General features: G+C 65.8%; 11 protein-coding genes. All 11 read right to left on the bottom strand.

Annotated features, from left to right (window positions below):
• Positions 1 to 128 precede the first annotated feature (128 nt).
• The 11 genes from MUG98_RS06105 to MUG98_RS06055 all read right to left on the bottom strand — a co-directional run bounded on the left by MUG98_RS06105 (position 129) and on the right by MUG98_RS06055 (position 11,667).
• Entirely contained in the window at positions 129 to 2,342 is a 2,214-nt protein-coding gene (locus tag MUG98_RS06105) for a bacterio-opsin activator domain-containing protein (RefSeq protein WP_265111257.1), read from the bottom strand.
• 136 nt (positions 2,343 to 2,478) lie between these two features.
• Positions 2,479 to 4,470 (bottom strand): acetate--CoA ligase, encoded by a 1,992-nt coding sequence (gene acs / locus MUG98_RS06100; RefSeq protein ID WP_265111256.1) that lies wholly within the window; start codon positions 4,468 to 4,470, stop codon positions 2,479 to 2,481.
• 206 nt (positions 4,471 to 4,676) lie between these two features.
• Positions 4,677 to 5,177: a universal stress protein gene (locus MUG98_RS06095; protein WP_265111255.1), complete on the bottom strand. Its 501-nt coding sequence runs from the start codon at positions 5,175 to 5,177 to the stop codon at positions 4,677 to 4,679.
• Positions 5,178 to 5,255: 78 nt separating this feature from the next.
• Positions 5,256 to 5,681, bottom strand: a complete 426-nt coding sequence (locus MUG98_RS06090) for a universal stress protein (RefSeq protein WP_265111254.1) — start codon at positions 5,679 to 5,681, stop codon at positions 5,256 to 5,258.
• A gap of 96 nt (positions 5,682 to 5,777) precedes the next feature.
• Positions 5,778 to 6,254: a type III secretion system chaperone family protein gene (locus MUG98_RS06085; RefSeq protein WP_265111253.1), complete on the bottom strand. Its 477-nt coding sequence runs from the start codon at positions 6,252 to 6,254 to the stop codon at positions 5,778 to 5,780.
• A gap of 148 nt (positions 6,255 to 6,402) precedes the next feature.
• Complete coding sequence (locus MUG98_RS06080; RefSeq protein WP_265111252.1) at positions 6,403 to 7,242, bottom strand: hypothetical protein; 840 nt, start codon at positions 7,240 to 7,242, stop codon at positions 6,403 to 6,405.
• Positions 7,243 to 7,289: 47 nt separating this feature from the next.
• Entirely contained in the window at positions 7,290 to 8,063 is a 774-nt protein-coding gene (locus tag MUG98_RS06075; protein ID WP_265111251.1) for a hypothetical protein, read from the bottom strand.
• 53 nt (positions 8,064 to 8,116) lie between these two features.
• Positions 8,117 to 8,584 carry a hypothetical protein gene (locus MUG98_RS06070; protein ID WP_265111250.1) on the bottom strand — a complete coding sequence of 156 codons (468 nt, stop codon included), beginning with the start codon at positions 8,582 to 8,584 and terminating at the stop codon, positions 8,117 to 8,119.
• A gap of 2 nt (positions 8,585 to 8,586) precedes the next feature.
• Entirely contained in the window at positions 8,587 to 9,702 is a 1,116-nt protein-coding gene (locus MUG98_RS06065) for a DNA primase (protein WP_265111249.1), read from the bottom strand.
• A gap of 280 nt (positions 9,703 to 9,982) precedes the next feature.
• Positions 9,983 to 11,293 (bottom strand): PQQ-like beta-propeller repeat protein, encoded by a 1,311-nt coding sequence (locus MUG98_RS06060; RefSeq protein ID WP_265111248.1) that lies wholly within the window; start codon positions 11,291 to 11,293, stop codon positions 9,983 to 9,985.
• A 2-nt stretch (positions 11,294 to 11,295) separates the two neighbouring features.
• The gene (locus tag MUG98_RS06055) at positions 11,296 to 11,667 is read right to left on the bottom strand and encodes a DUF3209 family protein (RefSeq protein ID WP_265111247.1); all 372 of its coding nucleotides are present in this window, start codon (positions 11,665 to 11,667) and stop codon (positions 11,296 to 11,298) included.
• Positions 11,668 to 11,721 lie beyond the last annotated feature (54 nt).

The following is an 11,721-nucleotide window of genomic DNA, read 5'->3' as shown; positions in this document are numbered from 1 at the left end:
TATCCGCGGCGCGACGCGTCGATTCTCGACGGACTAGGACGACTCGCGTGGGATCGCGTCCCGGAACTGGTCGACCCGATCGGAACGTCTAGAGATCTAGTACCGAGTCGATCGGGATCGCTTCGGCGCTACCCGTCCGGATCGTCGAAGAACGTTCGGAGCAACTCGTGTTGGCCCTTCCGCAAATGGTTGTGGAGCGTCGGCGAGGAAACCCCCATCGCGTCGGCGACTTCCTCGGCCGTACTCTCTCGGGGCCAGTCGTAGTAGCCGCCGAAGTAGGCCGCCCGAAGTGCGGCCTCCTGGCGGTCCGTCAGCCGATCCTCGAGACCCTCCCGAAACTCGCGAGCGGTCTGGACGGTCCGTTCGGCCTCGCGTTTTCCCTGCAGTTCGGAGTTCGGGAACGCGGAGCGAAGCCCGTCGAGGATCGTCCGGAGGTCGGCGTCGGCAGCACAGTCGCCGGTAATCGTCGCCGAACCGGTCTCGAAGACCGCCTCGTGGACGGTAACGCCGTACTCGGTCAGCGTGACGATCGGACAGGAGCCCTCGATGACGAACTCGACGCGCCACCCCTCCTCGTCGGTTTCGACCAACCGACAGTCCTCGATTCCTGGGGCAGCGTCGGCGAGGTCGAAGACGTCGGCCGGCGACGCCCCCTCGAGCCGGACGTAGTAGAGCTGTGTCGACTCCCCGATCGGAACCAGCGAATCGAGTTCGAACCGGCAATCGAGCCGGCGCGAGGCGTCGACGAAGAACGATCGATCGTCGCGACAGGCGACCTCGAGTTCGACCACCCGATCGGACAGCAGGAGGTTCCGCCGCCGGATGGCGGCGATCGCGTAGCCGATCTGATGGCCGATCGTCGCGAGCCACGCCCGTTCGTCGTCCTCGAACGCGCCCGTGCGCTCGGTCGCCACCGAGAGCGTCCCGTAGACGGTATCGCCGTATGCGAGCGGGACTTTCGCGATGGCTCCCTCGAACACGTCGTCGTCGAGCGTCGCCGTGACGTCTTCCGCGACCGTCAGCGTTCCGTCTTCGGGCCGGACGTCGGCTGCCGATTCCGAACGCTCGAGCGCGCCAGCCGAACCGTCCGTACGCCACTCGTCCGGCACGACTCGTTCGACCGCGCCGGGGGCGATACCGCTGGACGCGCGCCACTCCCGGCGGCGATCCGAGATGGTCGCCCGATCGATCCAGGCGAACTCGTAGGCCTCGCCCTCGGTGAGTGCGGTACACGTCGCCGTCTCGACTTCCTCGTGGTCGGTCGACTCGAGCAACGCGTCGGTCACGTGTCGGTGTCGCCGGGAGACTGCATAGAGCCGATCGAGTTCGTCCCGTTGCTCGCGAACGGACTCGAGTTCCTCGTGGGCGGCCGTCACGTCGCGGACGAAGACGGCGAACCCGCGGTGGTGGCCCTGGTCGTCTCGTAGCGGCGAGACGACTTCGGTCGCTCGGAACTGGGATCCGTCCTTGTGAACCCGCCAGCCGTCGGTTTCGCAGCCGGATTCGTCGAGCGCAGTCGAGAGCGTCCGTTCGGGAACGCCGTCTTCGACGGCCTCGTCGGTGTAGAACGCCGAGACGTGGGTGCCGACTATCTCGCCGGCCCGGTACCCGAACATCGCGGCCGCGCTACGGTTCCACTGTTCGACGTAACCGTCCGCGTCGAGGCGGACGAGCGCGTACCGATCGCTGGCGGCCAGCAACAGTCGGACGACGCTGTCGTCGCTCACCGCAGGACCGGGCTGGTGATCGCCGGCGCGAGGACCGGTCGCCCCCTCGACGGCGTCGAACGCGTCGACGATCTCGGTGTCCGTCGGCTCGGGTAGATAGGACTCGAGGGCTTCGAAGCTGCGCCAGCCGCCGACGGTTTTGACGACCCGCGGGTTGACGTCGTGGTCGACCAGCGCGGTCCGCGCAAAGTACTGCCGAAGGTCGCTCGTGGAGACGTGGGCGAGGTCGGGGTCGTCGAACAGGTCGCTCGCGCGATCGGCGACGTCCGAGACCAGCATCTGGAGCCGACGGGGCGTAACGGTGAAGATCGGATCGTCGGTCGAGAGGCCGTTACTGCGGGCGTAGCGCCGGAGTTCGCGTTCGACGCGGGTCGGAAGGTATGCAGTTCGGCCCCTGTCACCGTCACCGGTTGGTACCCGTATCAGGTACCGTGGCGGATCGATCCGCACCTGCTCGACGTCGTCGATCGTAACCCGCGTCAGCTCGGCCGGCCGGAGCCCGGCGTCCCCACAGAGCCGAATCACCAGCGCCTCGCGGTACGTTTCCGCGGCGTTCAGGAGAGACTCGTACTCTCGCCGCCCGAGAATCACCCCCGTAGTCCCCTCGAGACTCATGGCGTCCGGTTCGCCTCTTCTGGCGACGCGAACATAACTGTATCGCCTGCCGTCGACGATTTCGGGATCTCTGCGAATTCGGTGGCGGACGATGACCGGCGTCTCGTTTCGTAACTGTTGAAACGGCGAAACGGGATCAGTTACGCTCGTTCGCTTCGCCCTCGTCGCCGATCTCGGCCTGAATCTCGCCGACGATCTCGGGATTTCGCAGCGCGCTCGTGTCGCCGAGTTCCTCGTCGTTGGCGACGGCCGCGAGCAGGCGACGCATGATCTTCCCCGATCGGGTCTTGGGCAGTTCCGGCGTGAAGATCACCTCGGCGGGCCTGGCGATCGGGCCGATCGTCGACTCCACGCTCTCGACGATCGCCTCTCGGATCGCGTCGCCATTCTCGCTGTGCCCCTCGGTACTCACGTACGCGTAGACGTCGGTCCCGTTGGCGTCGCTCGAACGTCCGACGACGGCCGCCTCCGCGACGCCGTCGACGCCGGCGATCGCGGACTCGATCTCCATCGTACTCAGCCGTCGCCCCGAGACGTTGATCACGTCGTCGATCCGGCCCAAGACGGTGATGTAGCCGTCCTCGTCGATCCGGGCCGCGTCACCGCTGAAGTACCACCACCGGTCCGTCTCGGGGTCCGAGAACTGGGTCCAGTACTCCTCGAGGAACCGATCGTCGCCGTCGTACAGCGTCCGGGCCATCCCCGGCCACGGCCGGGCGAGGACGAGATAGCCGGCTTCGCCGGGCGCGACCTCCGTCCCCGAGTCGTCGACGACGCGGGCGTCGATCCCCGGCAGCGGCGGCCCCGCGGAACCGGGTTTCATCTCGTCGATCCCGGGCAGCGTCGAGACCGTGATGGCACCCGTCTCGGTCTGCCACCAGGTGTCGACGATCGGGCACTCGCCGCCGCCGATGCGCTCGTGATACCAGTCCCACGGCCGCGGACTGATCGGTTCTCCGACCGAACCCAGCAAGCGCAGCGACGAGAGGTCGTGTTTGGCCGGATACTCCGCACCCCACTTCATGAACGCCCGGATCGCCGTCGGCGCGGTGTAGAAGACGTCGACCGCGTTTCGATCGACGATCTCCCAGAGGCGGGCGCGATCGGGGTAATCCGGCGTCCCCTCGTACATCACGGTCGTCGTCCCCAGCGCCAGCGGCCCGTAGACGATGTACGAGTGGCCCGTGATCCAGCCGATGTCGGCCGCACACCAGTAGGTGTCCTCGGGTTTGACGTCCAGCACCGCGTGGCTCGTCCAGGCGACGTGGGCGAGGTAGCCGCCCGTGCTGTGGACGACCCCCTTCGGTTCGCCTGTCGTCCCCGAGGTGTACATCAGGAACAGCATGTCCTCGGCGTCACGGGCCACCGGGTCGACGGTCTCGCCGGAAAACTCCTCGCGGAGGTCGTGATAGTCCCGTTCCCCGTCCCCGAGAACGTGGGGGAGGTCGTCACCGAGTCGATCGACGACGATCGTCTGGACGTCGTGGTCGAGCGCGATGCAGGCGTTGTCGACCTTGCTCTTCTGGTTGAACGCGTCGCCACGTCGGTAGTAGCCGTCACAGGTGAGCAGGTACTCGCTCTCCGCGGCGTCCATCCGGGTGGCGAGGGCCTCGGCCGACAGTCCGGCGAAGACGACGCTGTGGGGCGCGCCGATTCGGGCGCAGGCCAACATCGCGATCGGTAGCTCCGGGATCATCGGCAGGTAGATCGTGACGACGTCGTCCTCGCCGACGCCGAGGTCGCGCAACGCCGCCGCGAGTTCGTTGACCTCGACGAACAGATCCTGGTAGGTGTAGGTCTCGCGTTCGCCGCGTTTGCCCTCCCACCTGATGGCGGTGTGTGTCTTTCGTCCGGCCTCAATGTGCCGATCGAGGCAGTTGAACGACGCGTTCAGCGTTCCGCCGGTGAACCAGCGGTAGAACGGCGCCTCCTCGTCCTCGAGGACGGTGTCGTAGGGTTCGTCCCACGCGAGCAGGTCGGCAGCGCGCTCCCAGCTTGCCGGCTCGTCGAACTCCTCGTGGATCCGCTCGTTCGTCACGTTCGCCTGCTCGACGAACGACGTGGGCGGATTCCGAGGCAACCCGGTGGGGGCGGGTCGCTCCCGCCCCCACCCGTTCCGATCGTCCATGTGTCGTACGAATCGAGGACAGTCAGACGAATAAACGTTCCTCCAGCGGTCCGAAAATCGGCGGTCGAGGTGAGCGACGGTCGCCCCCGACTGATCGGGACCGCGTTTGCCGATCTAGAATCGTCGAGCGTCGGCCGCGTCGCCGCGGAACCTTGAACGATCGTGAGAACTGACTCATCTGTCGCGTCTGACCGTCCCGCACCGGGTTAGAACGGATCCGTCGTCGAGTCGACGTCGGAAATCTCCTCCGGATCGACCTCGGCAGTGGGGTGGCGAACGACGTAGACGTCGTAGCGGTGGTCGTTCGCGACCGGGCTTCCGACGCTCGACTGCGGTGCGATCACCGACCCGGCGTTCTCCGACCCGATGAACACGACGGACGCCTCGACTTCGGCGGCGATGCGACGGATCTCCCGAACGACGTTCGTCGTCGCCGTCGCCGTCGGTTCGTCGGAACTGACCCGTTCGACCCGGAACGACGCCTCCGGTGCGACCTCGCTGGCACGCGTCTGGATCCCCGCGGCGATCCGTTCCGAATCGAACGGTTCACCCTGGGTGATCCAGCCACGGTCCACGGCGTAGTCCGCGTCGTCGGGGATCACCGTCAGCACGACGACGTCTTCGTCCAGCAGATCGCCGAAGGTCGACGCTTTCTCGAGTGCGTTCGTCGCGAGTTCCGATCCGTCGAAAGGGACGAGGAGTGTCATGGCGCTATCTCGTACGAGGGCGGTGGTAAATGTTCGCCCTTCTCTTCTCGAACGAATGTATGAACCCGGAACGGGTTCTCAGGTTCCGACGACGAGGACCGGCCGATCGGCGAATCTGACGACGCCGTCGACGGTGCTCCCGAGCAGCGCTCGTCTGAGGTTCGATCGCCCCTCCGCACCCACGACGATGACGTCGACGTCGCGCTCGCTCGCATACGCGACGATCTCCTCGTGGGGAACGCCCGATCGGATCGTCGTCTCGACGGGGATTCCGGCGTCGCTGGCGGCGGATTCGACGGCCTCGATCGATTCCTCGGCCTGCTCGCGAAGCGCGCGTTCGGCCTCGTCGGGATCGACGATCGCGTTGTCGTAGGCCGTCCGGGTCTCGACGACGGCGATGCCGGACAGCGAGGCATCGAACCGGGTCGCGAGTTCGATCGCGTGCTCGGTCGCGTCCATCGCGGCGTCGCTGCCGTCAGTGGCGACGAGGATCGCGTCGTACATACGCGACGATAGGGGGCCCGACACTAAAGACACATACCCACTCGTGGGACCTGCAACGAGCCAGTAGTCCTGCGCTCGCCCCGGCCGGTCAGTTCCCTAATCGTCGATTTCCTCGCCCGCTGACACTGCCGCAACGACGTTCTGGACGTACCGCATGCTCGTCGCGATCGACATGACGCCGTCCATCAACCGCTGCTGACTCGCCCCGTCGGGATAGACCCGGTACTCGACCTGTATCGTCTCCGCGTCCCGTAACTGACAGGCGGCTCCCTCAGGGTCGAGGAACGTGTAGAACCCGGGCGTCGACGCGAGCATCGGCCCGACGTACTCCAGTAATTCGCTCCGTCGTCGATCGTCCCGGAGCAGATCCTTCGCTCGATCGGTGTCGAACCCGCTCCGACCGACGATCCGAATCGGTCCGAACGGCTCCTCTTGGATCACGTGTACCGGCAGCCGCGAGAGTTCGATCTGGAAGTTGAACGCGGTATCCTCGTCCGCGTGGCGCGTGACGTCCTTGATAGCCGTGTCGTCCAGCCAGTCGCGGACCTGTTTCTCGCTGATGTGTCTCGACATAGGGGTGCCACGATCGACGGGCCGATAAGGCTTCAGCGCGCGCTATCCTGCCGTCGCGATCGGGTCTCGGCGACCGAGGAGATCCTCGACCGCCAGGCCACCGTTCCGTCGGAATCGAGGGCGTCCGTCGCCGCCGTTGACGCGCCCGTCAGTTCTTGTCCGGCATCGTCGAGTATCGCCTGACGGCGCGCATGTCCGCTCGCTCGGACGGTGGCGGTGCCATCGTGGAGTGTCTCGAGGACTCGCTCGGACCGCTCCGCAGGTCCTGTTCCCCGCCGAGAAGGCCGTCCTCGTCCGCCGTTTCCTCGTCCTCGGCGTCGTCCGCTTCGGCCGACTCTCCTCCCGTTTCGTCGTCGGCCGCCGCGTCTTCATCCGCCTCGTCGTCCCCTGCCGTACCGTCGCCAGTCGCGTCGGTAGCCGCCGCTTTCAGTTGCTCCTGGAGCGACGAGACGTCGTCGCCGAAGTCGGCCACCCGATCGGACAGGGACGATCGTACCCGGTCTTCGAGGCCACCAGACTCCGCGTCCTCGGACTCGGCTTCGTCGGAGTCCGCCCCTGCCCCGGCTTCGTCGCTGGATGCTGCCCCGTCCTCGCTCTCGGACGACTCCGCCGTCCCGCCCCCCGTCTCGATCGACTCCTTGAGACTCCCGACTGCGTCGTCGAGGCCACCGTCGTCGGACCGATCGGCGAGGTTTGCGAGATTCAACAACCGCTTGAGATCGTCCACCTGCTCAGGATCCCCGCGCGCGATCGCTTCGGGGATCGTGTCCGGTTCGGACCCGTCGGGAAGCGTGTCGAGGCCGACCGCGGCGAGCAGTTCCTGCGGGTCGGTCGATTCGACGAGATCGCTCGCTTCCCGGGCCGTCTCGCCGAGCGACGGTTCGCCTGACGAGTCGGCGCCATCGGACTCGTGAGAGAGGGCGGCCCCGCTCGCGGCGTCGGCCTCGGCCAGCAGTTCGTCGACTCGTTCGGTAAGATTTTCGCTCATGTGTTCGTTGGGTTCCGTCGCGCGACGCTCGCAGTCGAATGCAGTGCTTACTCCGCTTCCTGTGTCGCCTCATCGTCCGCCGATTCCCCATCGGTGCCTTCCGACTCGTCCTCCTTGCCCGACACCGTCTCGATGATCTCGTCCGTCATCTCCTCCCGGCTGAGGTTCGCCTTGACGTCGACGTCCTTGGCGATCGACTGGAGGTCCTGGTAGGACATCACCCCGAGGAAGTCCGAAAGCGTTTCCCGCCTGAGATCTTCGAGGTCTTCGGCCGACGGTTCGGAATCGGGTTCGGCTTTGTCCGCCTCGTCTGCCGACTCCTCGCCTTCCGACGGTTCTTCCTCGTCTTCGCTCGCTTCGTCCTCCTCCGTTTCTTCCTCATCTTCGGTCGCTTCGTCTTCCTCCGCTTCTTCCTCATCCTCGACCTCCTGCTCCCCCGCTGACTCGTCTCGATCGAGCAGCCCTCCCAGCCGGCCCCCGTCGGCGGCCGACCCGGCTAGCGATTCGAGGGCCTCCCGCCCGCCGATTTCGTCCAGTGCGTCGCCGACCCCGTCTCGGACCCCCGACGTGACGTCGGATCGGAGTTCCGAGAGGCTCTTTCCCTCCTCGACTCCCCTGGCGAGCGCCTCGTGCACCTCGCGGCCGATCGAGCCGCCAAGTTCCCGGCCGATCTGCTCGCCGAACTTGCGACCGACTGCGGCCCCGATCTCGTCGCCGTCGATCTCGTCTTCGAGGTTGCCGTCGCCGAGCAGTTCGGAGATTCCGACCTGGTTCGTGACCTCTTCAGTCACGACGTCCGTCAGCCCCGACTCGTTACTCATCGTCGTCACCTCGCGTCGATCGGCCGTCGATGGAACGGTGCGTTGTCACGGAGTTAGGCCTCCTCATCACTGTCGTTGTCGTCCTCTTCCGCCTCGGCTTCGGCCGCTGTTTCGTCGCTCTCGTCGGCAGCGTCTTCTTCCTCCTCGGCTTCCGCCTCGTCACTCTCGTCTTCGGTCTCCGCTTCGGCTTCTTCGGCCGCTTCCTCCTCGGCCTCGTCGGTCTCTTCTTCCTCGCTTTCCGCCGCTTCCTCCTCAGCTTCTTCCGCCTCGTCCGCCTCGGCCTCGTCTTTCTTCCCGAAGAGTTCCTCGACGACGAGGTGGCCGATCGATCGACCGAGGGTCTCGCCGAGCTTTCGGCCGATAACTGCTCCGATCATCGCACCGAGTGCCTCGCCGAGGGGTTCGTCCTCGTCGATCTGGTCTTCCCACTGGGTTCCCTCGATCAGTTCGTTGAGGTTGATGTTCTCGGTGATCGATTCGTAGTCGATCCGCTGGGTCATCGATTCGGATTCCTGACTCATGGTTATGCTTCCGCTGGTGCGCCCTCTTGCTCCTGTGTGTCCCCTTCCTCGCGTTCGCTCTCCGGTTCGAGTTGCTCGAGGAGTTGTCGGATCGCGCTGCGAACGATCGTCGCGATGACCTCCTCGATCGGCAACTCGGGAACGAGACCGACGAGTTTCTCCTTCAGCCAGCCCGCCGCACCCGACAGTTTCGATCGGACCCACTGGACCGCCGAGGCGATCCGTCCAGGTTCTGCCTCCGCTTCCTCCTCGGCCGGTTCTTCCTCCTCGGCCGGTTCTTCCTCCTCGGCCGGTTCTTCCTCCGCTTCTTCTTCGAGATCCTCCGCTTCACCTCGGCCGAAGAGACTCCTGAGGAACGCTCCCGGTTTCCCGAGCAAGTTGCTGAGCACGCTCTTTACTTTCTCCGACAGGGACCCGAGCCACTCCTTCGGCTTGCCGAGTACCGACTTGAGTTTGTCCGTCAGCGATCCGAGGAACTCCATCGGTTTGCTCAGCAGCGACGTTACCTTGTCCAGCACCGCGCTCGGGCCATCCAGTAGCCCTGTTACGGCGGAGAGCAGGTTCCCGAGTAAATTGCCCCCGCCGGGCCGGGCCGAAACGTCGAGCGTGACCGGGTTCAGGTTGACTTCGAGCCCGAGCAGATCCAAGAACAGACCGTCGAGATCGAGGTGCAAAACGCCGGAGGCGTCGTCACCCTCGTACACGGTTTCGGCGTCGTCGGCGTGACCCTCCGCGCGATCGTCTTCGACGAGGTCCCCGGTTACGTCAAGTCCCTCTTCGGCTTCTTCTTCGGCTTCCTCAGGCTCGTCTTCTCCCTCTTCTTCGGCTTCTTCGGCTTCTTCGGCTTCTTCGGCTTCTTCGGCTTCTTCGGCTTCTTCGGCTTCTTCAGCTTCTTCCTCGGCCTGGTCTTCTCCCTCTTCTTCGGCTTCCTCCGCAGTCTCTTCCTCCGATTCTTCGCTCTCCTCTTCAGCTTCCTCCTCGGCTGCTTCGGTCTCCTCTTCAGCTTCATCAGCCTCCTCTTCTGTCTCTTCTTCGACTTCTTCGGCCTCCTGTTCGTCGTCTGCCTCGCTCTCGTCGTCTGCCTCAGGCTCGGTCTGTGCCTGCCCTCCGTCGGTCATTACCCGTCGGGAAGACTGGGCCCACCGATCGGCCTCGTCGTGACGGCTCGAGGTGGATCCGACCTCCACGGGATCCGGACATTCCTCGCTGCCGTTATCTTCTAGTCCCGCTGTCATTATTCGAGAACACAGACGAGAGACAGCGTTGTGGTGGTTTCCCTTGCGTGTGCGACTGTTCGAAAAACTCGAGATCCGGACCTCCTCGACGGCCTGATAGATCGGCTATCGGAACGGGTGACCGTGTCGAGAGTGAAACGGACTCCCGCGACGATCGAACGGGTCAGTTACTTTCGATCGGGCCGACGTGAAGCACGTACTCGCCGCGCGTCTCGCCCTCGTCGTGGTACCCGACGGGTTCCTCGATGACCGCGACCGTCCCGTCATGGACGGCGGCCGCGGTCGCGATTCCGTCGAATCGACCGTCGCCGCCGGTTCCCGTCTCGAGGTCGAACCAGCGGACGGCGTGAGTCTCGGGGTCCCGCACTCGGAAATTCTGCGCGCAGGGCGCGACGATCGTCCCATCGCCGACGTCGAGTCCGTGGACGAAGCCGCGGACCGCGTCGTCCCACGCGGGGTCCCCCTCGACGTCGAAGGCCGCGATGCGGTGTTCGTTCGGATGCCGGTTCTCGGTCTCCCGACTCTCTTCAGCGTAGGTGTTGCCGGTCACGAACGCGACGCGGCCGTCGTTGGCGAAAACGTGGTTCGGATAGGCGTACAGCGTCTCCCCGTCGACGTCCGTCTCGACCCCGAGGTCGACCCGCCACTGCTCGGCACCGCCCGGCCCGAGCAGGTAGCCGCGCTTGTCCCCGTGGCTCGCGACCGCGATCCGATCGCCGTCGAAGGAAACGTCACCGACGCGCCGATCGCACGGCGTGCCGGGGTCCCACGACCACTCGGGGTCGCCGGTCGCCGCGTCGAGGACGACCAGCCCGTGATCGTGGTCGCCCAGACAGCGGTTGTAGCCGACAGCCAACTGTTCTCCGGCGTCGTCGAGATCGATCGCGATCGGGGACGCGTCGGTCTCGTACCGCCAGCGAACGGTACCGTCGACGCCGATCGCGAGGACGGTGCTGTACCAGCGCCGATCATCGCCATCCCGTTCGTACCGTCGAGTCGCGGCGTAGAACCGTGCGTCCTCGCCCGTTCCGGCAGTCTCGATCGCGACGACGTACGGCAGGTAAAAGACGGTATTCATGATCGGGTCGCCGACGTCGTCGACGGTGTCGTAGCGCCACTGCTGGCTCCCGGTTTCGGCGTCGTAGGCCACGATCGCCCCCGTGTCACCGCGACCGGCGACGACGACCGTGTCGGCGTCGCTCACGTTCTCGGTCCCGTCCCCGCCAGCGAGCGTCGCGATCCCGACCGCGTGATCGGGGTGGACAGTCGTCCACCGCGTCTCGAGCGAGCCGGCATCGAACGCGGTGACGGTGCCATCCCACTCCCCCGCGAGGACGACCTCGTCGGTGACGTGGACGGCCGATCGGGTCCACATGTGGCGACTCCGCGCGGTCTCGACGTCGCCGAGGGGGATTCGACGGAATTCCCCGACGCGATCGGTCCCGGCTTCGGTGTCGGATTCGGATCTCGCCATGGTCACTCCGCTACGGGGAACGTTTCGTGGAGGGTGTCGTGGGTCTCGCCGAGGCCGTCGACGATGCTCTCCCCCTGCACGATCAGTCGCCGGACCGTCCGCTCGGCGTTGCGGACCTCGAGCAATCTGCCGCGGGTGTAGTCGTACGCCGGGTCCTGGCTATCCATCGTCGCGACCTCCGCTTCGAGGTCGACCAGCGCCGCGTCGAGGTGGCGCTGGATCTCGGTGAGGCTCTCGGCGTTTGCGAGGCCCTCGATCGGTCCCTCGAGGTGGCCCTCGAGTTCCTTCTCCGCGTGGTCGCGGGTGCTAACGTCCCCGACGCCGAGGACGGTCATCAGTCCGAGTCGTAGCGCTTCGATTTCGTGACAGCTCATGTGTGTTTGTGGTAATTCGTGTCGGTGGTCGTGTGTCAGGGGAGCGATGCTCCT

This window comes from Halosolutus halophilus (genome assembly GCF_022869805.1).
GTDB lineage: Archaea > Halobacteriota > Halobacteria > Halobacteriales > Natrialbaceae > Halosolutus > Halosolutus halophilus.
Note: the sequence above shows the minus strand (reverse complement) of the source record. Positions and strands in the feature narration are given on the sequence as shown.

What these genes read in the sequence shown, in the direction of transcription:
- MUG98_RS06105 (WP_265111257.1), bottom strand. Translation starts at nt 2,342, where the DNA reads ATGAGTCTCGAGGGGACTACGGGGGTGATTCTCGGGCGGCGAGAGTAC.
- acs (WP_265111256.1), bottom strand. Translation starts at nt 4,470, where the DNA reads ATGGACGATCGGAACGGGTGGGGGCGGGAGCGACCCGCCCCCACCGGG.
- MUG98_RS06095 (WP_265111255.1), bottom strand. Translation starts at nt 5,177, where the DNA reads ATGACACTCCTCGTCCCTTTCGACGGATCGGAACTCGCGACGAACGCA.
- MUG98_RS06090 (WP_265111254.1), bottom strand. Translation starts at nt 5,681, where the DNA reads ATGTACGACGCGATCCTCGTCGCCACTGACGGCAGCGACGCCGCGATG.
- MUG98_RS06085 (WP_265111253.1), bottom strand. Translation starts at nt 6,254, where the DNA reads ATGTCGAGACACATCAGCGAGAAACAGGTCCGCGACTGGCTGGACGAC.
- MUG98_RS06080 (WP_265111252.1), bottom strand. Translation starts at nt 7,242, where the DNA reads ATGAGCGAAAATCTTACCGAACGAGTCGACGAACTGCTGGCCGAGGCC.
- MUG98_RS06075 (WP_265111251.1), bottom strand. Translation starts at nt 8,063, where the DNA reads ATGAGTAACGAGTCGGGGCTGACGGACGTCGTGACTGAAGAGGTCACG.
- MUG98_RS06070 (WP_265111250.1), bottom strand. Translation starts at nt 8,584, where the DNA reads ATGAGTCAGGAATCCGAATCGATGACCCAGCGGATCGACTACGAATCG.
- MUG98_RS06065 (WP_265111249.1), bottom strand. Translation starts at nt 9,702, where the DNA reads ATGACCGACGGAGGGCAGGCACAGACCGAGCCTGAGGCAGACGACGAG.
- MUG98_RS06060 (WP_265111248.1), bottom strand. Translation starts at nt 11,293, where the DNA reads ATGGCGAGATCCGAATCCGACACCGAAGCCGGGACCGATCGCGTCGGG.
- MUG98_RS06055 (WP_265111247.1), bottom strand. Translation starts at nt 11,667, where the DNA reads ATGAGCTGTCACGAAATCGAAGCGCTACGACTCGGACTGATGACCGTC.